Below are 22959 nucleotides of genomic sequence, written 5' to 3'. Positions count from 1 at the left end.
TGAAATCTGCGGTTCAAAAAACGCCCCCCCCCAGACCCTTCCTCCGTGCTCAAAAAACGAATAGCCCTCGTCGAGCCCTTCTTCACCGGCTCGCACCAACGTTGGATCGAGGAGCTTCGCGCCCATTCTCGCCACTCCTTCGACCTCTACACGCTGCCTGGCCGCTATTGGAAATGGCGCATGCATGGGGCCGCCATCACGCTAGCGGAGCAGGTTCTCGCCTCCCGAGAGCGATACGACCTCATCCTAGCCTCAGACATGCTGGACCTCGCCGTATTCCTGAGCTTGATACGTCGACGTTTCGCCCAAACGCCGACCGCTCTCTATTTTCACGAAAACCAGCTCTGCTATCCGTGGTCGCCACGCGACAAGGACGTTGCGAAAAAACGAGACCTGCACTACGCGTTCATCAACTACAGCAGCGCTCTAGCTGCCGATCGCGTGTATTTCAATTCCGACTACCATCGAAACGCCTTTCTCGACGCATTGCCTGATTTCCTTTCCGCGTATCCAGATTTCAAAAACAAGGAATCGATCCAATCCATTCGGAAAAAGAGCGAGACGCTTTGGCTAGGACTAGACCTTCGCGCTTTCGACGCCTTTCGTCCAGGCGAGTCTCGATCCTCAAACAGCGTCCCGCTGCTCCTCTGGAACCACCGCTGGGAATACGACAAAAACCCCAAGGGCTTCTGCAAGCTGCTGCTCAAGCTGCACCAGCGGGGCATCGATTTCGAAGTCGCCCTGCTGGGGGATCGATTTGAGGAGGAACCGCCCTACTTCGCTCAACTACGCCAAAAACTGGGATCGCGCATCGTGGCCTACGGGCGAGCGGAAAGCTTCGCCGACTACGCTGGCTGGCTCTGGCGAGCCGACATCCTGCCCGTGACCTCGCGACAGGATTTCTTCGGCGGCAGCGTGGTGGAAGCCATCTACTGCGATACGCATCCGATCCTGCCCAATCGACTCGCCTATCGAGATCACGTATCGAGCGAAACGTATCCAGAAAACTACTTCACCACCATCGATCAAGCGACGGACCGCGTCGCTAGCTTGATCCAATCTGGCAAATGGACCCTACCCTGCCCTTTCTCGGATTCGATGCGGCGCTACGACTGGTCACAGCTGATCGCCGACTACGACCGCCGCCTCGGGGCCTAGTCGGCGCCCCGCCGAGCGCTCGAAATGCCAGGAGCGAAGCGGCCTGGGAGGCGTTTTTTCGATCCGGTCGTCAGCGCAGCTCCACGACATAGGCGCTGAGCAGGTTGTTCTTCAAATACTCCCCCGTCATGAAGCCGTATCCACCCGCTCCCCATTCGATCCCCCATGAATTTCGGAAGATGAAGCGAGCGTCCTCCAGCTTGCCCGTAGGGTTCTTGTAGCCGACGATCGCCACGGCATGACCGACTCCTGGAGCTGGCGGCTGCTGGGAGAGCAGATTGGTATGCTGGATACGCCAATGCTCCGGCCAGCCGATGCCTACCACCACCGGCATCTTCGCGTTGAGCACGTGAACCATGTTTTGCACCGACTCCATACTCCCTGCGCCCGGCACCCGGTACGGCCTGAAGTTAACCGTTTCAAATCGCTCCGCAAACGCGGCATCGGATTGGCTCGCATCCGCTTTTTCGATACGCAGCCCATACGCTCGGATCGCTTGAAAAACCTGCTCCAAGGTGTAGCCCTCATCCTCCAGAGCCACGATGTCCTCCTTGATGGGGTTTTTCGGTCGGCGGCGCAGCATCTGGGAAGTGGCGCGAATCAGATGCGTCTCGGAAATGTCCACCCGCATGCCTTGCTTTTCGGCGTACTGGTACTCGAGAGCCGCCACGATGGCATGGACGGAGCAGCTCGGCCCGCGCTGCGAACGCACCGCGATCTGATGAGAGCGAAAGCTCGGTCTCAGATCGAGCAGCTGATCCAGCTGTGGCGGCTGTCCGAAGGCGGCGAACGCGGAATCCAAGCCCAGCGGGATCTGGGCGGATCGATACGCTTGGGCCCTGCGTTCCGCTTCCCGCTTCTGCGAGGCAAAACGATCTTGGGCGATGCGCTGCTGCTGGTCTCTGGAACGCTCCAACTCCGCCCTTCGCAGGGCGTCCGCTTGGGCGTCGTAGCCGTAGCGGCTCTGCACCTCCGGCGACAGCCTCGAAAGCGGTATTTGCGACAGCCCGCCAGCATGACGGACGGAGAGCGCCGAGGCGTTGGCCGAAAGCACATAAACCTGATGATAGGTCTCCGCTCCCACCTGGAGCTGCTCGAAGTAGTCCGCAGCGCGCAGAGCGACGGAGAGGAAGCAGGATACGAGCAAGAGGAGGGCTTTCATACGACGGCTGGGGTCCAGCTCTTAAATCGGTCGAGCCCGGCCGAACTTCACTGCCGGCGCGCAGTCGGATCGCAGGGAATACGAAAAAGACGCGCTCCGAAGAACGCGCCTTTTGTGAAAGAACGTGCGATGCCTCGCCCTTAGTTATCCCAAAGGTCGACGAAGGACTCGTCGGAAGTCGGCTGGCTCTTTCCACGCGAGGACGGAGCAGGAGCCGGCGAACGATGGCTCGACTTGGACGGACCGAAACTCTGCGAAGAGCTGTGAGAAGCGACATTCTGCTCGTGATGACGCTTGGCGACTCCGCCTCCGTTCACCACGGCGACGAGGTCCTCGATGGTCTTCTGCATGCTGTTGGACTGCTCCAGCAAGACGCGACAGGACGAAGCGGTTTCTTCGGCTCCGGCAGCGTTTCGCTGAGTCACGCTGTCCATCTGGGAGATGGAGGTCTGGATAAGGGCTACGCCGCGATTCTGTTCGGCGGAAGCGTCGGAGATCTGTCCCACGATCTCGTCCATCTTCTGGGTGTGGGCCACGATGGTCTTGAGGTTTTCCGCCACGCGCTGGTTGATCGCCACGCCGCGCTCGGACTTCTGCACGGAGTTTTCGATCTTCTCGGCAGTGATGGAAGCGGCTTCCGCGCTGCGGTGAGCGAGGCTGCGAACCTCGTCAGCGACCACTGCGAAACCAGCTCCCGACTCGCCCGCTCGAGCGGCTTCCACCGCGGCGTTGAGGGCCAGGATGTTGGTCTGGAAGGCGATCTCGTCGATGGTCTTGATGATGTTGGCGATATTGTCGGAAGACTCCTTGATGTCCTGCATGGCAGTGATCATGTCCTTCATCGACTCGGCGCCGGATTCGGCCGCGACACGGGCTTCGGTGGCGAGCTTCTTGGCGTTTTCCGCGTTCTGAGCGTTCTTCTCGGTCATGGCGTTGACCTCCTCCAGGGAAGAGCTGGTCTCTTCGATGGAAGCGGCCTGCTCGGAAGAGTCTCGAGCGAGCACGTCACTGTTGGTGGAAACCTGTTCGGAAGCGGTCAGGGTTTCGCGAGCGCTTTCCTCGAGGCGGCCGACGATCTTGTCGATGCTGCGAGTGATGCCGCGAACGATGAACCAGCCGCCGCAGATGCCGACCGTGAGGCCGACCAAGCTGATAACGATGACCCAGAAATTGACCGAAGCCTGAAGCGAGCGAGCGTCCTCCTTGAGGGCCAGTTGCGTATCTGATATGGTGTCTCGGAAAACTTCGATCTTCTTCACGAACTGCGGGCCCACGGGCAGCAGCTCGTTCTCGTTGATCTCCTTGATGCGCTTGAGAGTGGAAGCGAGGTCGTCCACACCTTTGGCGAAGGAAGCGTTCACCACCAAGCAACGAGCCAGCACGCGCTCCTTGAGCTCGTCCTTGAGGCTTTCGTCGAAGTCGACGTTCATCTCGTAGTCACTCTTCAGGGTGCCAATCTTCTTGTCCAGATCGGCGACCATCTTCTTGGCGTAGGCGATATCCTCGTCGTTGTACTTGACGATGACGCGATTGATGGTCGTATCCGCTTCAAACATGCTTTGCAGAGCGCCGGATGCGGCGAAGGCCCCAGCGATGTCGCCTCGGCTCTGATCGGCGGCCAGCATTTCCTTTAGCAGGTCCTTTATCTCCTGAGCGCCAGGCTTGACCACTTCGTCGAGCAGCTGAGCTTCCTTGGCCTTGAGGTCAACGATGTTGTGGAATGCCTTGTTGTATCCACTCATCAACGACTGACCTTCCTTCAACGCCTTGGCGGCGCGGGTCTGGCCGTTTTCCTCAGCAAGATCGATCGCATGATCGAGCTCCTTCTCAAGCTGGCTGAACATTTTCTGGTGATCGCTGACGTTCGACGGGTCGGTCGATGTCAGATACTCCGCGATGTTGGAGCGCATGGAGAGCGCCACCGACACCTTGTCCGCGGCAGCATCTCCCTCCTCTACACTTTCGGAAAATTCCCCGAACGAGTTGTTGAGGTTGGATACGGCGACCCAGGAAACCACGGCCAGCACGACGAAAAAGACGAGCGCGGTCGCGAGGGTGAAACCGATTTTTTTTGCGAGTGATAGTGAACTCATAACAGGGTGGGATGAATTGTAAGTAGGTGAAAGGTGGGTTGCTCTCGCCGAAGTGGCGTCGCCGCGATCAGCCTGCTGGCTGGTCGGTCGGCGTGTAGACGAACTTGAACGGAACGCGGAGTTTGGATTTTACCGGCTTGCCGCCGACTTGAGCGGGTTCGAAGATCCAGGTCTTGGCCGCTTCGAGCGAAGGCGCTTCCAGCCCTTCGTGCGTCGACTTCTTGACCGATGCGTGAATAACCTGCCCTGCTTCGTTGAGCACGAGGTCGACCGCGACCATGCCCTTGAATTCGGGATTGTGAAACTCTTCGGGGAGAAAGGGCATGGCGCTGGACTTGATGCGCGGCTGCGTGTCCCACTTGGTGTAGACGTCGACGGACTGGGGGTTTTCATCCGCCCAAGCCTGAGCTGCCGCCTTGGACGCCGCATCGAGATCGGCCAGCGCGACTTCCACCGTCTCCTCGCCAACCTTCATATAGACGACTTGCTCGAGGATCTTGTAGATGCGGCCGTCGTAGGAGGCGCCGGCGCTGGTGGTTAGCGTATCAGCGATGGAGGAAGAGCCGCAGAGGGTCGCTACGGCAAGGAAGAGGGAGAGGTAACGTAGGGTTCGAGTCTTCATGATGTTGCAATAGGATGATTTTACTAAGGGCGCGCAAATGGCGCTCCATTGGTCATCGGTTCACCTCCCGTTTTCTTAAATCGCATTTCTGCGCTGCCACGTATTTCCCCTCTGGAGAGCCCTTAGGAGTGAGGCGCCTGCGATTAAAATCCCTCATCCAGAATGGAATAAGTCGGATTGTAAAAACCTCATAAGTTTCGAAACGGTCGCGGAACCCGGCATCCGTCGCGGTCTGAAGCGAGCCCAATAGACACCTAGACAAGCCCAAACGTCCTCTATGCGAAACCAATACCTTACCCTAGTCGCTCTGACGCTCTTCGCCCCATTTCTGCAGGCCAAGCCACTGGAAGCGACCCCGCCGAAACTGATCGGCGCCTACTTCTACGCCAATTGGTGCAGCGCCTGCAAACAGCTCGAGCCCGAACTCCAAACCGCTCTCGAAGCCCTGAAAACCGAACCGTTTCTCATGATCACCTTGGACGTATCCAACAAGGTGACCCAGTACCGATCGGGACTGCTAGCCCAAGCAGCCGGGATCGGGCGCGTCTACCAAGAGACCGGGGTGAAAACCGGTTTCCTGCTGCTGATCGAAGCCGAGACCGGCGAGGTGGTGGACCGCATCACCAAGACGCACGGTTCCCGGGACATCGTTTCCTTGATTCGCCAGCGCTTGCAAACGTGAGCCAAACGCCCGGCGCGATCAGGCGAAAAAAAGCCCCCGGCCGTCACCATGCGGCGGGGGCGAAAACGGTTTCCTACCGTGGATCAGCAGCCTAGCCGAAGCGCTTCTTGAGGAAGTCGAGATCGAGGTCGGCGTAGAGCACGAACTCGTCCAGCAGGGCCTTCACCCGGCCACGCGCTTCCGCGATCACCTCGTCGCTAAGCTCGTACTTCACCTTGCTGGGCTGGCCGGCATTCTTGCCGCTGGCGATGGTGGCGGGCTTGGTATTGGAAAGGATCAGCTTGAAGATGGAGGCGATCTCCTTCATCTGCTCCACCCCCATGCCGAGAGAGGTCACGGCAGGAGTGCCGACGCGAAGGCCGCTGGTGTAGTGCGGTCCATTGGGATCGAAGGGCAGAGAGTTGCGATTGAGCGTGACCCCGGCTTCGCGCACCGCCGCTTCCGCCTGACGGCCATTGAGTCCGAAACTGGTCACGTTGATGAGCAGCAAGTGGTTGTCCGTGCCCTCAGTCGCGATGGTCAGGCCTTGCTCGATCATGGCCGCCGCGAGCGCCCGGGAGTTTTCCACCACCTTGGCAGCGTAGACCTTAAACTCCGGCTTGAGCGCCTCCTGGAATGCGATGGCCTTGGCCGCCATGACGTGCGGCAGCGGGCCGCCGATGACCAGCGGGCAACCCTTGTCCACGAACTCCGCGAACTCCTTCTTGCAGAGCACGATGCCACCGCGCGGTCCGCGCAAGGTCTTGTGGGTCGTCGATGTGACCACGTCGGCGAAGGGCATGGGGTTGAAATCGCCTTCGAAAACATCGCCTGCGACCAGACCAGCGAAGTGCGCCATGTCCACCATCAGCACGGCGCCGACCTTGTCCGCGATCTCCTTCATGCGACGGAAATTCACCTTGCGCGGGTAGGCGCTGTAGCCAGCGAGCAAGATCAATGGCTTCACTTCCAAAGCCTGCTTCTCCAAAGCGTCGTAATCGAGCAAGCCAGTCTCCTCGTTAACCGAGTAGCTGTAGGCGTCGAAGAACTGAGCCGACACGTTGAAGCGATAGCCGTGGGTCAAGTGGCCGCCGGAATAGTAGTCGAGACCGAGCATGCGCTGGTTGCCCATCGCGGCCCGCACCTTGTTCCAGTCCTCGCGGGAGAGCTTGGCCGGATTGGCCTCGCCGATCTGCTCGAGCGTGGGCACGCCCACCTTGGCCTGCAGGATCGCCCAGAAAGCAATCATGTTCGCGTCCGCTCCGGAGTGCGGCTGCACGTAGGCGTGCTCCGCCTTGAACAGCTCGCACGCAAGGCGGCAGGCCTCGGACTCGATGTCGTCGATGTTGTCGCAGCCTGCGTAGTAGCGAGAGCCCGCGAAGCCCTCGGCGTACTTGTCCGTCAACAGGTTGCCCATGGCGGCTTGCGTATTGATGGAGGTGTAGTTTTCCGAAGCGATCAGCTTCAGGTTGCTGCGCTGGTCCTCCAGCTCCTTGACGATCGACTTGGCGATCCCGGGATTGACGTCCGCCACCTGCTGCAGGTTGGCGAGATAGCTGACCATGGCGGGCGCCACGGACTCGGCTGAACGTGAGGACAAATAGTCCTGCAAAGGCGTACTCGTGCTTACATCACTCATTGTTCGGAAGCGTTTCTATGCGGATTTATTCTAAAAGACTCTACCCAGGCGAACGATAGAATCGGACCGCTTCCCGGCGGTCAATCCCGCCTTAGCATCGCCAGTCGCAATAGCCCCGGTAGAAAACCGAGCCTCCCCCGAAAGTCAACGAGAACCTCCCTCGGAACGAGGACCTCGAGGACGAGCGCGACCCTTGTCCTGTCGCCGTTTGTAAAAAAATAGCAAAGCCCAGCGGATCTTCCTCCAATCCGCTTATAGAGCTAAAACCCCAGAGCGGCGTGACGATACCTCAGCTATATCGACAACTCTAACCGAAACCTCCTATGAACAAATCCCTAACTGCCCAACGTAAACGAGCCTTCACCCTAGTCGAAATGATCGGGGTTCTGGCCATCATCGCCGTTCTTGCGGTCGTGATCGCTCCTAAAGTCTTCGGAGCCATCCGCTCCTCACGCATCAACGGCACCCTGGTGTCCATCGACACCTTCAAAACGGCCGCCGCCGAATTCGTCGGCAAGTACGGCACCATCCCCACCACCAACAACCGCAGCCGACTCGACGACCTCTTCATGGAAGCGGGATTGGTGGACGAACGTTTCTCGGCCAAGATCGGCCTGCAGGGAGACGTCTACGCTCAGACCGGCGCCACTTGGACACGTGGCACCAACGGAGTCTGGACCGCCAATGGCGGCTCCAACCAGACCGCGGTCTCTCGCATCATCTGCGGCGTAGCCAATGCCAACGCCCCGGAAACGGCGGGCGGACGAAACTTCCGCCTCGACGGCACCAACAACATGGCCTCCGGCGCCCGTATCATTTCCGCTTGGCTGGAAGGCGTGCCGGAAGCCGAGGCCCGAGAGCTCAGCGAACGCGTCGACGGCGAAGGCCTCTCCACGGAAACCGGAGCGGACGGCCTCGGAAAGGTCGTCTACCGCGCCCCTAACGGCAACGGCCTCACCGACGTGTACATCTACATGATGCACCAGTAGTCCGATCTGCCGATTCGATGCGCGATGGAGGGCGCTTCCGCCCCCGGGAACCTTCCATCGCCGCTTACATCGGCCAACGACTCAGCGTATGCCGGGCTCCCCACAACCCAAAAAACGCTTCGGAGACCAGCTCTTGGACGCTGGCCTCATCTCAAGCGAACAGCTTGACCTGGCCTTGCTCGAGCAGAAGCGCTCGGGCAAGCTGCTTGGCAACGTGCTCACGGAGCTTGGCTTCGTGACCGACCAGGAGATCAGCGCCCTGCTGGCTCAGGCTGCGGAAACCGAAACCGTCGACCTCCACAAGCTGGAGATCGAACCGGCGACCCTCGCCCGCGTGCCCTTCCCGCTCGCCAAGCAGCTCACCCTCATCCCCATCAAGGAGGACCTCAACTCCATCACCGTGGCCATGGCCGACCCCTTCGATGTGGAAGCCATCGACCGTGTGGAGCGCCTCACCCAATTGATGGTCAACGTGGTCGCCGCCTCCGGCCGCGAAATCCAGGACCTGCTGGCCAAAGCCCACGACAAGTCGGAAACCATCGAGAAGATCATCGCCGAGCTGATGAAGGCCGAGCGGCAGGATGCCTCCGGCGATCTCGAAGAAGCTCCCATTATCCGCTTGGTGAACGTCACCCTGCACGACGCCGCGGAGCGCGCCGCTAGCGACGTGCACATCGAGCCGGACGAGAAGACCCTGCGCATCCGCTTCCGGGTGGATGGCGTCCTGCAACCCTACGTCATGATCCCGAAGGACCTGCAGGACAACGTGATCGCCCGAGTCAAAGTGATGGCCGGTCTCGACGTATCCGAAACGAGACTACCGCAGGACGGACGGGCCAACCTAACCGCAGGACGCAAAGCCTACAACCTGCGCGTCTCCACCTTGCCTACCAGCTTCGGCGAAAGCGTGGTCATGCGCATACTGGATCGCTCCAGCATCAGCCTGAATATCGACGCCCTAGGCATGCGCGACAAGGACGCCTCTATGCTGGAGAAGGCCATCAGCCTTCCCTACGGCATGATCCTCGTCACCGGACCTACAGGTAGTGGGAAAACGACTACACTGTACACCGCCCTGAAACAGGTCGACAAGCACGAGCGCAGCGTCTTCACCTTGGAGGATCCTATCGAGTACCATCTCGACTACACGCGCCAAACCCAGGTCAGCGAAAAGATCGGGCTCACTTTCAACAGCGGGCTACGCACCCTGCTGCGACAGGATCCAGACGTCATTCTCGTGGGTGAGACCCGCGATACGGAAACCGCTCAACTCATCGTTCGAGCCGCCCTGACCGGCCACTTGGTGCTGAGCTCCATGCACACCAACGACGCGGTGGGCGCCATCCCGCGCATGCTCGACCTGGGAGCGGAGCCATCCATGCTGGCGTCCACCCTAAAGCTCATCATCGCGCAGCGGCTCGCCCGACGCATCTGTCCGCATTGCCGCCTGCAAGCGAACGACTTGAGCTACTACCAGGACATCATCCACGACGAGCTTCCATCGGACGCGACCATCTACACGCCAAACGGCTGCCCGGAATGCTACCAGAAAGGCTACCGCGGCCGCGTCGCCATTTTTGAAACCCTCGGTATCGACGACGACATAAAAAAACTCATTCCCAGCGCCGACATTCAGGCCATCGCGCAGCTGATGCGCCAGAAGGACATGAACAGCCTCTTCAAAGACGGCCTGCGACGGGCACTCGCTGGCGATACCTCCATCGAGGAAGTCTTCCGCGTCGCCAATCAGGACTAGCCATGCCGACCTATAGCTTCACCGCCATCGACGCCCAAGGTCGCCAGTTTTCGGATACGCTGTCGGCAACCAACCTGTCAGCCCTAGAATCCCTGCTGCAAGCTCAAGGCTCCTGGCTCGTCAAGGCGCGCCCAGCCAAAGCGGGATCAGTCTCAGTCAATCGAGGAAAAGCCAAGGCGAACACGAAGCTTAAGCGCTGGGAGTTGATCAACTTCTACACGCAGTTGGGTTTGCTGCTCGACGCGGGAGTCACCCTTTCAAAGGCGCTGACCAAGCTTTCCGAAGACTTGCGCGACTCGCGAATCGGACCGGTGATCCACAGCCTCGCCTATCATGTGGAAGCCGGCACCCCGCTGCCACAGGCCATGGCCGCATTTCCCAAAGCCTTCTCCAATCAGGCCGTCGCTTTGATCGAAGCAGGGGAAGCGAGCGGCAAGCTTCCCGAATCCCTCGCGACGCTCGCGAACAATCTGGAATGGATGGACGGCCTGGTGGCCTCCGCGCGACAGGCCCTGATCTACCCCATGGCGATCTGCGCCGCCGCCGTGGGCCTGGTGATTCTGCTCTTCACCGTCGTCGTGCCGCGTTTCGAAGAGATCTTTCAGCAGCTCTCCACTCCCCTGCCCAAAGTCACTGTGGTGGTGCTGGCCTTGAGCGAATTCTTCGCCACGACCTGGTACCTCTGGGGCGGGTTGGGCGTTTGCCTGCCGCTGCTGCTCAGCTTGCCGGGAAAGTTTCCACAAGTCGCCGAACTGAAGGACCGCGCCATGCTCAAGGTTCCATTTCTCGGCGAGCTCGCCCAATGCCTTTCTCTTTCCCAGTTTTCCGTCACCCTCGAAATGCTGATCAAGGCGGGCATTCCTCTGGCTCGAGCATTGGAGCTTTGCTCTCGCCAAAGCGGAAACGCCCTCATCAACAAGGCCAGCTCCGCCGCCAAGTCGGCCGTCACCGAGGGGCGGGCCATGAGCGACGAGCTCGCCCAGCATCCGATCTTCACCCAAACCTTCATCACCATGGTGCAAACCGGCGAGCGATCCGGGCAGCTGGACATCACCCTGCAAAAGGTCGGCCAGTACTACAACACCATCGTGCCCCGCAAGATCAAGGCGTTCTTCTCCTTCTTCGAACCGGCCATCATCGTCACCCTCACCTCCGTCGTCGGCACCGTAGCTCTCGCTCTGGTGCTTCCAATCATGCAGCTATGGGACATGTAGTGAAAAAACAACCACACGCTGCAAGCCTTGGGTTCATAGGTTCCCCAATCGGCCAGCCGCGCCCGCGCGGCCGCCAGGGCTTCACCTTGCTGGAAATGATCGGAGTCATGGCCATCATCGGCATCCTGGCCACCGCCTTGATGCCCAACGCCATCCGAGCCATCGACCGGGCCGCGGTGAAGGTCGAGCAGGATACCATGGCCGAACTGGGCCAGAGCTTGCGCGGGTTTCTGATCGAGAACGAAGCCCTTCCCTCCCTCTCCACCTGGCCCGCTGCCCTCGCCGACTTTTGCGACCTTGGAGCAGGCGCCGTCTCGGTCAATCCGCGCCACAACGCTCGCGTCCTCATCTACGACCCGGCCAGCGCTCCCGCTCCGCGAGCCATTCTGCTCTCCTGCATGCGAGCCGGGCTCTCCCTGCCGAGCGCTGGTAACATAAACAGCGCCGCCCGCTTCCAGGCCCTCTGGGACACCGCCCACGGCGAGGTCCCTTCCACTGCCTCATGGAACGGATGGAACGCTTGGAACAACGTGGATCGAGCCGCCGATTCCTTGGTGATCGAACGGATCAACCTGCGCTCCGTCTACTTGGAGCAGCTTAAAACCTGCGCCGTCGCCCTCAACAACACCACCAGCGCTCCAGCCAGCTACGAGATTTACGACCGAACAGGGGCGAGACAAAGCAGCTCCGTCATCGCCGCCGGATCCTCCATCCTCATCTCCAACCTCTCCAAGGGCGACCGCTTGCTGATTCATGCCAACGCTGGCTACTCGTCATTGGTCTACACCTACATCGCGAATGGAGAAGATCGCTCCTTCGATCTCTCCGATTGGATCGCCAGCCCCTAATCGCATGGAAGAGACTCTGGAAAAACTAGCAGGCAGCGCTCCGCCCGCCCCACGCTTCGACTTTCAAGTGGGAGTCGACTACACGCCCAGCGAAAAAGACACGCTGGCGGTGGCTTGGATCCGTTCGCGCTTCGAATGCGCCGCCGTTCGAAAAGGTTCCGTCGTATCCGAACTGCTCGTACACGATGACTGTCTCACCAGCGACCGTTTCGAAGAGCAGCTCGATCGAGCCGTCGAGACCTTCCACTTTATCGGCACCAAAGCCGAACTGCTCATCGATGGCGGATTGCTGGAGTCCAATACCGTCACCCTTCCCCCAGCGTCCACCCGTCAGCAACAGGCCTTCATTCGCGAAAAGGTCAAACGCTTCCAGCTGGACCAGGGCAGTCTCATCTGGGAAAGCCAGCGCATCGCGGCCTCCAAGGCTGGCCAGCGCACCCTGATCCACAGCATCAGCAAGCAGGCCTTCAGCGAACTGGAAGCCCAATTCGACCGCCGCGGACTGGCTCTGAAAAAGGCCCTCCCATTCACCGGCACCGCTGGAAAGCCATTTAAGGACATCACTACGCCTTCGGATTCGGCGAGCATCATCCTGGCGCCGGTCGGGTCGACCTACAAAATCCTCGCCGTCGACCACGCGGGCGATCTGCAATTCGCTCGGGACCTGAACAAGGAAAACGGAACCAACCCGCAGCGGGTCGCAGTCGAAATCAACCGCTGCATCCTCTTCACTCGCCAGCAATTTGGAAAACCGGTTTCCCAGATCGTCACCGTCGGCCTGCAAGCGGCTCGCTTCAAAACCGTCATCCGAAACCAACTACAGGGCGAGATACCCATCATACACCGCAAGACCACCAAAACCTTGTGGCTCGACCAGCTGGCGAACTCCCACGCCTTCAACCTCGCTCACGAAAGCGTCATGCAGGACCGCAAACGCCGCCTGCGCAAGATCCTTTCCACCTGCGTTTGTCTCATCCTCGGAGCCTCCATGCTCGGTTACGCCTATCAGGTCGAGGACCAACTCAAGTCTACGCGTCAACAGCTAACCAGACTAGCGGATAAGGAATCGGAAATGATGGCCGTCGTGGAAGCCGCTGAGCAGCGGGATCAAATGGCGGCGCAGCTGCAGGCGTTTCTTCAGGAAACGACGGGCTTCGATCGTCCGCCCATCGAACGGGCCTTCCTCGCCTTCCTCTCCAACGAGCTACCTGCCGACACATGGATCTCGGAGCTCGCTCTCACTTGGCAAGCTGCCCAGAGCAGTTGGTCTCTGCGCCTGCTTCTGTATTGCGAAGCGGATACGGCCACCGCGGAACGTCGACGAGAAACGCTGCTCTCCACCCTCGAGCGCTCTCCATTCGCTTTTCACTCCTCAGAATCAGCTCTCGACCGAGTTCGAAAGATCTCCGTACACCGCTCCGGCGATCAGCTCGAAACCATCGCCATCGAAGGCGTCATCGCCACGAAAGGAGTAGCCCATGCCCTCTAGCGCCGCTTCCACTAGCCGCAAAGCCCTCTCGCGCGCCCTGGCGAACGCCCTTCCCTTTGACAGCGCCAGAGCGCGCTACGGCATCTGCCTCCTGCTTCTCGCCAGCGGCGGCGTTGCGCTTTGGGCCAATCTAGCCATCAAACCAAAGACTCGTCATTTGGCGCTGCATGGAGACTCGCTTTTCGAACTGGAGCGCAGCTACCTGCAGGCCAAGGAGCAAAGCCAGGACCTCGAATCCCTTCGCGAACAGAGCGATGCAATTCGCTCTCGCTTCTTCGCAAGCGAAAAAGCGGTCGACTCGGCCGTAGTCTCGCTCATCGAACAGACTAAAGCTCGCGGATGGAACGCCATCGTGGCTTCGGTGGAGCGCGACGAAACAGGAGCAACCCTCTTTCGCGCTCATCGCTATCGCCTCGAGCTAAGTCGAGATGTAGGGAAATTTCAAAGACAAGGGGAAATCGATCTCAGCACCGAGCAGATCCTCGCCTTCCTGCAGACGCTGGCTCGCTCCGAATCAGCTTTCGACATCGATCATTTCGAAGTCGTTTCCGACGAAGGTCGATCCACCAAAGCCTTCCTCAACCTGGTCGCAAGAACCGAAAAATAGCATGAGAAAGCTACTCAACAATCCCTTTGTTTCTGGCGCTCTCGCCCTCGGAGCGATCGCTTTGGTGGCCCATTCTCTCATAGGAGGAAAGCCGAAGCATCGGCCCTCCGACTTGTATTCGTCTCAAGATATCGACTACGACGATCCCGCCATCTACGAAGATTCGACCGAAGCTTCGATCGCCCCCGTCCAACCCCGTTTCGACCGCGAAGCGATCCTACGACTGGCCGAGCAGCCCCTGACCCGCGCTTTGTTCAATCGTCCTCGTACCGCCGAGAGCGACATCGGCTCAGCTGAATCGAGCGAACTCGAGAATCGTTCCAAAACCCTTCACGTAAAAGGTGTCTGGATACAGGGAAACATTCGACTGGCGTTGATCGACGAGCGAAGCTACCAACCTGGGCAAAGCGTAGATCGCATCCAGATCGAGCGCATCGACGCTTCCGGCGTCTGGCTCGCCCACCAAGGAGAATCCTATTTTATCAAGCCCGGCGAGAGCTGGACCTACCAAGTTTCGGCCCTCCAGGAGGCCGTTCGGAATTAACCCGCCCTTCCCATGCCAACACTCAATCTCAACCTATCCGCCGTTCTCCTTCTCCTCTGCGCGATGACTTTCGCAACGCTGACGGCTCCCCGATCGCTCAGCGGGCAGACCGCCACATCCTCGACCAACGAGACGCAGACCAGTTCGAGCCAGCTGCATGCGGGGCAACCGCAGAAACTCTTCAGTTTCAAAGCGGTCAATATGGAACTCACCCAGGCACTTGCATTGTTTGCCGAATCGAACGAACTCAACATCGTGCCCGACCGAGATATCGAAGGCTCGATCACTGTGAGTTTCAATGACCTGCCTCTCGACCTTGCGATGGACGCCCTGCTCGACGCTCATGGCTACTACTTCACCAAAGCCGGTCCCTTGATCCGCGTTAAGAATTTCCAAACCCGCATCTTCAGTATCGACTATATCAATACCATTAGAACAGGGATGGGCTCTAACGATATCCAGTTCAGCTCAGGCGGTGGCGTTTCCGAACAGGGTTCGACCATGCGCGTCAGCGCCGACTCCACCATCGATTTCTGGAAATCCATCAACGACCAACTCGCTACGATGGTTTCCGAAGACGGAAACTATACCGTCAACAGCCTTGCTGGCGTTGTCAGCGTCACAGAGCGCTACGCTCGCATGGACCAGATCGCATCCGTACTCGAACAAGTCAGCGAAAGTGTCGTTCGTCAGGTCATTCTCGAGGTCGAGATCTACGAGGTCACCACCAACGACTCCTTGCAGCTCGGCATCGATTGGGATGTGGTTTCCAACCAACTGGCAAGCAACTTTTCCGGACGTCTGGTCATTCCCAGCGAATCCATCGGCAGCGGTTTCGAAGGCAACACCCTCTACATAGAGCACACGCCGAACGCGAACCGTTTCGTGATCGCAGCGCTGGCGCAGCAAGGCAACGTCAAAGTGCTCTCGAAGCCAAAGCTGCGCACGCTGAACAATCAGCCCGCCGTTATCCGCGTCGGTCAGGACATTCCCATCTTTCGCCAAACCGTCACCCAGTCTCCAGGCAATCCTCCGATCCTGACCACCCAGGAGGAGATCGAAAACATCACCGTCGGCACGGTGCTCTCCATCACTCCTCAAATTTCGTCAAACGGCATGATCACGCTCGATATTTCGCCTGCGGTCAGCCGCCTGATACGAAACGAAGTTTCTGCAGTCACCGGGGCGACGGCGCCCGTGATCGACGTACGCCAGGCGTCCTCGATCGTGCGTATCCGCGATGGCAGCACGGTAGTCCTCGGCGGCCTAGTTCAAACCCAATCGGCCAAGACCGATCGAAAAATCCCCTTTCTGGGAGATATTCCCGTACTCGGCCGAGCCTTCAAGGGCACCCGCGAAACCTCCGTCAACAACGAGCTTGTGATCATCCTCACGCCTCGAATCTCGGACGAATGACAAACTTCCCACAGGACAACGCCTTCCTCAGAGGCGGCCCGACCTCCGGCTCCGCCGACGCCAGCATCGCCATCTGCAGCGAGGAGCCGATGCTCGCGGAACGCATCGCGTCCAGCTTGCGCCATGGCGGGTACTCGCTCGCCCGTTCAGGAGACCCAGCCTCCCTTCTTTCGGCGAAGCGCGTCGCCGGCTTGATCGATCTGCTGATCGTCGACGTGGACCAGACCGAGATCCCAAACAAGTCCCATCACTGGCGCTCGCTTATGAAACACGTGCAGCCCACTATCGGCTGCATCGCCATCACCCGCCGCGACGAATCGCGCTGGATCATCGATTGCATCCGGCAGGGAGCCCTGAACTGCCACATCTTAAGCGATGGCAATCAGCAGCTGCAGGATTTGGTATCCGAATATGTGGGACGAAACGAAAAGGGTTTGGACAACCTCAAAACAGTCGAGGAACGTCGCCAAGCAACCCTGTCCTATCACCTCCGCCAAGCCATCGAACGGGAAGCTATCGAAGTGTACTTTCAACCCATCGTCAACACGGGCGACTGGAATTGCGATCGCGTCGAATCACTCGCTCGCTGGAACGACGCCGACCTAGGCAGCGTTTCTCCCGGAGAGTTCATCGCTACCGCCGAGCGAGAAGGCCTAGTGGAAAACCTTGGAATTCTTGTATTGAAAAAGAGCCTACAGTCGCTTGTCGAGCTGCAGAAATCCGGTCACTCCCCCACCTTCTCCATCAACGTTTCGCGCCGACAGTTCGAAAACCCGCGCTTGGTCGAGACCTATCTGAAAGCGGTCATCGAGGCAGGAGCCTCGCCAGAACAGATCATCATCGAAGTCACGGAAACTGCCAGCTTCAGCAACTATACCCTCGCCCTTTCGCTCATGCGCGACTTCGTCGATGCGGGCTTCAGGCTAGCAGTGGACGACTTCGGCACCGGCGAATCCTCGTTCATGCAGATGTCCCACGTGGCCTACAGCGAGCTCAAGATCGATCGTTCGCTGGTGTCCTGCATTTTCGAACCAGCGGGTCAATGCATCATGCGCTCCATCATCGCCATGGGCAAATCGCTCAACATGCACCTCGTGGCAGAGGGTGTCGAGGACCGACAAACGGCTGATCTTCTCGAGCAGCTCGAAGTCGATTTCTGCCAAGGGTACTTCTTCGCCCGACCGATGCCGCAAGCCGATCTTCTCTCCTATTTCAACGACCTTTCGAAAAAGCAGGGTCAGAACCTCAAACCGCTCGCCTAGCCATGGAACTGACGAGCAACGAACACGCCCAAATGCGGGTCCTCCTTGTGGACATGTCGCCCATCTCTCGAAAGCTGATGCGCAACATTCTCCGCAAGCAAGGCTACGAAGTGGAGGAAGCGTCCCGCGGGGCGGAAGCGATGGAGCGCTTGAAAAACGAATACTTCCATGTCGTTATCACCGGACTCGTGCTGGACGACATTTCCGGCAGCGAGCTCTGCTCCCGCATACGAGCTGCCGACCTACCTCGCTACACCTACATCATCGTGGTATCGAGCAACTCGAGTATCAAGGATCTCAGGACAGCGCTCGACAGCGGGGCGGATGAATTCATGAACAAGCCAATCATGAAACCGCTTCTGCTGGCCCGCCTCTGCCTAGCTCAACGCATCATCGACCTCGAAGCCAAACTCAAGCTGGTCGAAATGCAAAGCCAGGACTTGCTCATGAAGGACGCCCTCACCGAGGTCTACAATCGTAGACGTATCCAAAAAGACCTGCCATCTGAAATCAAACGGGCCAATCGCTATCAGAAACCGCTATCGCTGGTCATCTGCGATCTCGATCACTTCAAGGCGGTCAACGACACGCACGGTCACCTCGCAGGCGATAAGGTGCTGAAGGAGGTCGCTCAGCGCCTTCGCAGCCACTGCCGCAAGGACATCGACTGGGTGGCACGCTATGGCGGCGAGGAGTTCGTAATCGTCCTGCCGGAGACCGACGTCAATGGCGCTCTCATCATGGCGGAAAACATGCGACAAGCCATCGAAGGCGAACCCTTCGCCGTTTCCTCATCCCTTTCGCTCGACCTAACCATGAGCTTCGGCGCTGCCGGATACAACACCGTGCCCAATGGAGCCTTGAGCCCCGACGAGATTCTGGGTCAAGCGGACCTCTGCCTTTACAAGGCCAAGGAACAAGGCCGCAACCAGGTCTGCTTCGTGCATTGCCATGTAGACGATCTGCACGGAGTGAACTAGCTGCTCAGTCGACGCATGCCGAAAACGGGGCCCGTCCGCCATGGCGGCTACAGCTCCAGCGCTTCGCGATACACCGCTTCGTATTTGGGCACGATCGCGTCTGCAGTGAAATGGGTGTTGGCCCGCGTCTTGCCCGCCTCTCCCATCTGCGCCACCCGATCGCGATCCGCTTCCAGAGCATCGATCGAGTCCGCCAAGGCTTGGCAGTCGCCAAACGTGTGCAGCAAGCCGGACACGCCGTCCTCCATGACCTCGGGAATCCCACCCACCCGAAACGCCAGCGACGCTCTGCCTAAAAACATGCCTTCGAGAATGCTGAGGCAGAAGCTTTCCGATTGCGAAGTGTAGATTCCCAAGTCCGATGCCGCGATGTAGTTTTCGATCGGATACCCGTTCGTTCGCACCATGACCATGTCCTCCAATCCGAGTTCACGCACGGTCTCTCGGTGTTCATCGAAACTGTCGCCCGCCAGCACGAGCAGCTTCAAACGTGGCTTGCTCTTGCATAGGCTCAAGGCTTTGAGCAGCAGATCGACCCGCTTCACCGAGCGCACATTGGAAGCGTGAAACAGCATCATCTGATCGTCGATTCCCAGTTCCAGCCGCATTTCCTCGCGGCTACGGGTGGTTTTCCCCGCCTTGAAGAAATTGTGCACCACGCGCATGGGCTTTCCGATATCGAACACCTTTTCAGAGTCGCGTCGCAAGCTTTCGGATACGGTAGTCACCACATCGGAGTGCTGCAGCGAGTACTCGATGGCGGGCCGATAGTTCGGGTCTCTGCCAAGGAGCGTCGTATCCGTCCCGTGCAAAGTCGTCACGATGCGCAGCTTGTCCTGCTTGGCCATTCGCTTCGCGATATAGGCTGCGGTGGCATGCGGTACCGCATAATGCGCATGGATGATATCAAGATGCTCATGATCGGCCACTTCGGCGATCTTCACCGCTAGCGGGAGCGTGTAATCCGCATACTCGAAGAGTTTGTACTTGCTGACGGATACAGGGTGAAAGTGTAGATTCGGGTGACCGAGCTGCAGTCGAACCGGTTTCGCGTAGCTAAAGAAATGCACCTGATGCCCCCGCTCCGCCAGCTCCATGCCCAGGGCGGATGCGAGGATGCCGCTCCCCCCAACCAGCGGGTAGCACGCAATGCCGATCTTTAGCTTGCCCAGGTCGCTCATTTAGAAGGTTCGCGCTCCCTTCGGACTTTCCGAGAGAGTCTCCAAGATCAAACGATCGTTGGCATAGATCGCCTGCGCGTGCTCCGTTCCCATCTGCAAACCGATGGAACGGGATCGAGCCACCTGCAGATCCACATAGTGGCGCGTCTTCATCTGCGAGGCGTGGCACCGCATAAGCTGCAACCAGGAGTCGAATACGGAGCTGATGTCGATGCAAAGCGGCGTCTCCGCCTGAGGCTCGGCCCCAGGGGTGATGGCGTAGAAGTAAAGGCTTTCGATCGAATGGGACGCCAGATCCTTCAAAGCGTCGAGGCCAGCGTAGCGGGCCAAACGAGCTGCATCGCGGACCAGATTGCCAATCACCGCGTGGTCCGGGTGCTGGTTTTCCACCAGGGACGGAGCCAGCACGATGTCCGGACGCAACGAGCGTATCACTCTGGCGATGCTTAGGGCGCCTTCTTTGCCCCGCTCCATCAGGCCATCGCCTCCCAGATCGAGAAACTGCAGCTCGGCGCCCAGCTGCGTCGACGCTGCCCGGCACTCCGCCTCGCGCTGGTCCGGCGTGCCATTGCTTCCGGACTCTCCCTTGCTGCAAACGAGCAGCTGCAATCGCGCGCCGCTTTCCTTCTCCTTCAACAGGATGCCTCCTGCCCCGAACTCGATGTCGTCCGGGTGGGCTCCAATGGCTAGGATGGTCTTAACCTCCGACATAAGCTTCGTCCGCGCGCTCGATGAAATCCCTTTCCACAAAGGTGATCTCCGGCGTTTCCTCCGTATTCAAATAGTTGATTTCGCTGGCTCCCGCGACGTAGTGGGTGCAGCGAAGAGCGGACTGCATCCAACGAAGGCGCGTATCGCGCGTGGGCGTGACCTGGCGCTTTTCGTACCCTTCGACGGGCACCTCCAGAAACGAGTCCCCGCCTTGATGCAATACGAAGCGGTCACCGCTCTTGCGAGCTCGCACCACCTCGCCTTGGTATGGGGTATCGATGAAGAAGTCGTCGACTTCGATGGCCTTCTCGCGCAGCGACGAGCTTCCCGAGCGCAGCACTTCCACTTCATTCAGAAGGCCCATGCCACGATACATTTCGAGGCAGAAGTCCGCGACGTTTTCAGCCTCGTTGGACCGAAACAGCTCGACGAGCTCCGGTCTTACGAACTTAGGCAGCTGCCGAGCCATGTTATCCTGCCACTCCCGGCTCACTCGCTTCAAATACAAGGGCGAATACTTCTTCTGCAGCTTGTTTTCGAAAGCGAAGTTCAGCCGGTGAAGCGTATTGTCGTCCGCCTCGAAGAGGATGGTCTGCGTCTCTCGCGGGTCATGATCGCAGTCGTGGTAGAAAAAAACCACCCTGCCGCCGATCTCCTTCTGCAGTCGCTTGGCGGTCCAGATCTTGGATACAAGAAAACGTTTGGGGAAGAAGCCGCAGGGCTGCTGTCCGAAAGCGATCACCGGTTCCTCATTCATACGCGTCCTTCCTCCTTCCTGTTTTCCCGAAATAGGCTGTGCTGCAATAGGAACGATAGCCCCATCACTAAAGCGCAGCCGATCAAGTTATACCAGAGATAGCTGATTTCCAATACGAAATACATGCCGATCACCGCCAATTGCGAAACGATCGCCGCCGTAAAGACCGCGGTGCCACGCACCGACTTGATGAAAAAGGCCACCAGAAAGATCCCCAGAATTCCTCCGTAGAATATGGACCCCAGAATATTCACCGCCTCGATCAGGTTCTCCACGAGGTTCGCGTACAGAGCGAACGTGACCGCCAGCAGCCCCCAGGCCGCCGTGAGGATCCGGGAAACGCGCACGTAGTGGTCGTCGTCGTGCTCGGTTCGCTTAAGCTTGCTGTAGAAATCTACCATGGTGGTCGAGCCAAGAGCGTTGAGCTCCGAAGCGGTCGACGACATCGCTGCCGCGAAAATCACCGCGACCAGCAAGCCAATCAAACCCTGAGGCAGGTAGTTCACGATGAAGGTGATGAAAACGTAGTCCGAATCCTTCGCCTCGAAATCCTCTCCCGCTCCCTTGATCAGGGCTTTCACCCGCTCCCTGATCTGCAAGGACTCCTGCTCGAGCCCGACTGCCAACGCCTTCCTGGCCTCCAGTTCCTCGCTGCCGACAGCGTTCGATTGAAAGGCCTGAGCCAGCTCCCTCACCGCGTGGGATCTCCTCTCCACCACTTCCTTGTATTCGCTCTCCAAGGACAACAGAGCATCTGCGTGCTCGGTTTCAGCGACGGCTTCCAAGGTTGCCTGGTTGAAGAACACCGGTGGCTCGACGAAAAGGTAGAAGACGAAAACCATCACCCCGACGAAGAGGATGAAGAACTGCATCGGTACCTTAACCACGGCGTTGAAGAGCAGCCCAAACCGGCTGGCGCTGGCGGAATTTCCGGCTAGGTAGCGCTGAACTTGAGATTGATCCGTGCCAAAATACGACAAGGAAAGGAAGAGTCCTCCCAGCAAGCCGGACCAGAAGGTGTAGCGCTCGTTGATATCGAAGGAGAAATTCACCACCTCCAACTTGTCCATCGCTCCGGCCACCGAAAGGGCCGTGCCGAAAGAGACCTCCTCCGGCAGGTTCGCGATGATCATGCCAAACGCGATGAACATGCCGAGCATGATGACGCCCATCTGGTAGCGCTGCGTGATGCTGACGGCTTTGGTGCCGCCGGACACCGTGTAGACGATCACAAGCGCCCCGACCAGCACGATGGTCAGATCGAGATTCCATCCAAGCAGACTGGATACGACAATAGCCGGAGCGTAGATAGTGATGCCAGCCGCCAGCCCTCGCTGCACTAGAAAAAGCGCTGCTCCCAGGATGCGGGTTTTGGTATCGAAACGCTGCCCTAAGTATTCATAGGACGTATACACGTTCAATCGCCGATAGATCGGTATGAAGAAGATGCAAATGAAGATGATGGCGAAGGGCATGCCGAAGTAGTTCTGCACAAACCCCATGCCATCGTCATACGCCTTGCCTGGCGTGGACAGGAAGGTGATGGCGCTGGCCTGGGTAGCCATCACGGAAAGTCCTATCGTTCCCCACCTTATGGTGTCATCGCCTTTGAGGTAGGTGTTCAAGCCTCCGCTGGAGCGCGTTCTCCACATGCCGTAGAGAGCGATGCTCAGCAACGTCCCAACCAGTACGATATAGTCTATGACGCTCACGAGTAGTAGCGGGTGAAGAAGTAGAACAGTACGACTTCGGCAAAGAAGAAAACCGCTACAAACCAATACACTCGACTCCAAGTTCCGAATACCGGCGGGTTCGCCCCGATATCCGAATCCATCTGCGAAACCTTTTTCTTCATGTCACTGATTCAAAT

At 58.8% G+C, this 22959-nt stretch carries 21 protein-coding genes and 1 riboswitch; of the genes, 12 read left to right on the top strand and 9 right to left on the bottom strand.

Annotated elements, in window-relative coordinates; translation table 11 throughout:
• Nucleotides 1–45 precede the first annotated feature (45 nt).
• Nucleotides 46–1158, top strand: a complete 1113-nt coding sequence (locus QEH54_RS08470) for a DUF3524 domain-containing protein (protein WP_309018226.1) — start codon at nucleotides 46–48, stop codon at nucleotides 1156–1158.
• Between the two features lie 70 nt (nucleotides 1159–1228).
• Here QEH54_RS08470 and QEH54_RS08465 read toward each other — a convergent pair whose 3' ends face one another.
• The 3 genes from QEH54_RS08465 to QEH54_RS08455 all read right to left on the bottom strand — a co-directional run bounded on the left by QEH54_RS08465 (nucleotide 1229) and on the right by QEH54_RS08455 (nucleotide 5035).
• Nucleotides 1229–2320, bottom strand: coding sequence for a C1 family peptidase (locus tag QEH54_RS08465; RefSeq protein ID WP_309018225.1), 1092 nt, complete (start codon nucleotides 2318–2320; stop codon nucleotides 1229–1231).
• Between the two features lie 140 nt (nucleotides 2321–2460).
• Nucleotides 2461–4413, bottom strand: coding sequence for a methyl-accepting chemotaxis protein (locus tag QEH54_RS08460; RefSeq protein ID WP_309018224.1), 1953 nt, complete (start codon nucleotides 4411–4413; stop codon nucleotides 2461–2463).
• Nucleotides 4414–4480: 67 nt separating this feature from the next.
• Nucleotides 4481–5035: an energy transducer TonB gene (locus QEH54_RS08455; protein ID WP_309018223.1), complete on the bottom strand. Its 555-nt coding sequence runs from the start codon at nucleotides 5033–5035 to the stop codon at nucleotides 4481–4483.
• Between the two features lie 277 nt (nucleotides 5036–5312).
• Here QEH54_RS08455 and QEH54_RS08450 point away from each other — a divergent pair, with 277 nt between their 5' ends.
• The gene (locus tag QEH54_RS08450) at nucleotides 5313–5717 is read left to right on the top strand and encodes a thioredoxin domain-containing protein (protein ID WP_309018222.1); all 405 of its coding nucleotides are present in this window, start codon (nucleotides 5313–5315) and stop codon (nucleotides 5715–5717) included.
• Nucleotides 5718–5808: 91 nt separating this feature from the next.
• Here the strand turns inward: QEH54_RS08450 and QEH54_RS08445 are convergent, their stop codons facing one another.
• Nucleotides 5809–7335, bottom strand: coding sequence for a glycine hydroxymethyltransferase (locus tag QEH54_RS08445; protein ID WP_309018221.1), 1527 nt, complete (start codon nucleotides 7333–7335; stop codon nucleotides 5809–5811).
• 35 nt (nucleotides 7336–7370) lie between these two features.
• Nucleotides 7371–7453, bottom strand: a riboswitch (ZMP/ZTP riboswitch).
• A 205-nt stretch (nucleotides 7454–7658) separates the two neighbouring features.
• Here QEH54_RS08445 and QEH54_RS08440 point away from each other — a divergent pair.
• From QEH54_RS08440 to QEH54_RS08395, 10 genes are all read left to right on the top strand, one after another.
• Nucleotides 7659–8324: a type II secretion system protein gene (locus QEH54_RS08440; RefSeq protein ID WP_309018220.1), complete on the top strand. Its 666-nt coding sequence runs from the start codon at nucleotides 7659–7661 to the stop codon at nucleotides 8322–8324.
• An 88-nt stretch (nucleotides 8325–8412) separates the two neighbouring features.
• Nucleotides 8413–10080 (top strand): GspE/PulE family protein, encoded by a 1668-nt coding sequence (locus QEH54_RS08435; protein ID WP_309018219.1) that lies wholly within the window; start codon nucleotides 8413–8415, stop codon nucleotides 10078–10080.
• Nucleotides 10081–10082: 2 nt separating this feature from the next.
• Complete coding sequence (locus QEH54_RS08430; protein ID WP_309018218.1) at nucleotides 10083–11294, top strand: type II secretion system F family protein; 1212 nt, start codon at nucleotides 10083–10085, stop codon at nucleotides 11292–11294.
• A complete protein-coding gene (locus QEH54_RS08425) occupies nucleotides 11294–12142 on the top strand; it encodes a type II secretion system protein (protein WP_309018217.1) in 849 nt (282 codons plus the stop codon). The genes QEH54_RS08430 and QEH54_RS08425 overlap by 1 nt, the downstream gene beginning before the upstream one ends.
• A gap of 4 nt (nucleotides 12143–12146) precedes the next feature.
• Nucleotides 12147–13631: a hypothetical protein gene (locus QEH54_RS08420; RefSeq protein WP_309018216.1), complete on the top strand. Its 1485-nt coding sequence runs from the start codon at nucleotides 12147–12149 to the stop codon at nucleotides 13629–13631.
• Nucleotides 13621–14238 (top strand): hypothetical protein, encoded by a 618-nt coding sequence (locus QEH54_RS08415; RefSeq protein ID WP_309018215.1) that lies wholly within the window; start codon nucleotides 13621–13623, stop codon nucleotides 14236–14238. Before QEH54_RS08420 ends, QEH54_RS08415 begins: the two co-directional genes overlap by 11 nt.
• Before the next feature lies 1 nt (nucleotide 14239).
• The gene (locus QEH54_RS08410; RefSeq protein WP_309018214.1) at nucleotides 14240–14782 is read left to right on the top strand and encodes a hypothetical protein; all 543 of its coding nucleotides are present in this window, start codon (nucleotides 14240–14242) and stop codon (nucleotides 14780–14782) included.
• A 12-nt stretch (nucleotides 14783–14794) separates the two neighbouring features.
• Nucleotides 14795–16198, top strand: a complete 1404-nt coding sequence (locus QEH54_RS08405) for a hypothetical protein (RefSeq protein ID WP_309018213.1) — start codon at nucleotides 14795–14797, stop codon at nucleotides 16196–16198.
• Nucleotides 16195–17460 (top strand): EAL domain-containing protein, encoded by a 1266-nt coding sequence (locus QEH54_RS08400; RefSeq protein ID WP_309018212.1) that lies wholly within the window; start codon nucleotides 16195–16197, stop codon nucleotides 17458–17460. The genes QEH54_RS08405 and QEH54_RS08400 overlap by 4 nt, the downstream gene beginning before the upstream one ends.
• A 2-nt stretch (nucleotides 17461–17462) precedes the next feature.
• On the top strand, nucleotides 17463–18440 hold the full coding sequence (locus QEH54_RS08395; RefSeq protein WP_309018211.1) for a diguanylate cyclase: 978 nt from the start codon (nucleotides 17463–17465) through the stop codon (nucleotides 18438–18440).
• A gap of 47 nt (nucleotides 18441–18487) precedes the next feature.
• Here the strand turns inward: QEH54_RS08395 and bshA are convergent, their stop codons facing one another.
• Genes bshA through QEH54_RS08370 form a run of 5 tightly spaced genes read right to left on the bottom strand, consistent with a single transcriptional unit; the run spans nucleotide 18488 to nucleotide 22944 of the window.
• On the bottom strand, nucleotides 18488–19621 hold the full coding sequence (bshA, locus tag QEH54_RS08390) for an N-acetyl-alpha-D-glucosaminyl L-malate synthase BshA (RefSeq protein ID WP_309018210.1): 1134 nt from the start codon (nucleotides 19619–19621) through the stop codon (nucleotides 18488–18490).
• Nucleotides 19622–20332 (bottom strand): PIG-L family deacetylase, encoded by a 711-nt coding sequence (locus QEH54_RS08385; RefSeq protein WP_309018209.1) that lies wholly within the window; start codon nucleotides 20330–20332, stop codon nucleotides 19622–19624. It abuts the gene before it with no gap.
• A complete protein-coding gene (locus QEH54_RS08380; RefSeq protein ID WP_309018208.1) occupies nucleotides 20319–21089 on the bottom strand; it encodes a hypothetical protein in 771 nt (256 codons plus the stop codon). Before QEH54_RS08380 ends, QEH54_RS08385 begins: the two co-directional genes overlap by 14 nt.
• Nucleotides 21086–22801 carry a sodium:solute symporter gene (locus tag QEH54_RS08375; RefSeq protein ID WP_309018207.1) on the bottom strand — a complete coding sequence of 572 codons (1716 nt, stop codon included), beginning with the start codon at nucleotides 22799–22801 and terminating at the stop codon, nucleotides 21086–21088. Before QEH54_RS08375 ends, QEH54_RS08380 begins: the two co-directional genes overlap by 4 nt.
• Nucleotides 22798–22944: a hypothetical protein gene (locus QEH54_RS08370; protein ID WP_309018206.1), complete on the bottom strand. Its 147-nt coding sequence runs from the start codon at nucleotides 22942–22944 to the stop codon at nucleotides 22798–22800. The genes QEH54_RS08375 and QEH54_RS08370 overlap by 4 nt, the downstream gene beginning before the upstream one ends.
• Nucleotides 22945–22959 lie beyond the last annotated feature (15 nt).

The sequence above is a fragment of the Pelagicoccus sp. SDUM812003 genome (genome assembly GCF_031127815.1).
Lineage (GTDB): Bacteria > Verrucomicrobiota > Verrucomicrobiia > Opitutales > Opitutaceae > Pelagicoccus.
Note: the sequence above shows the minus strand (reverse complement) of the source record. Positions and strands in the feature narration are given on the sequence as shown.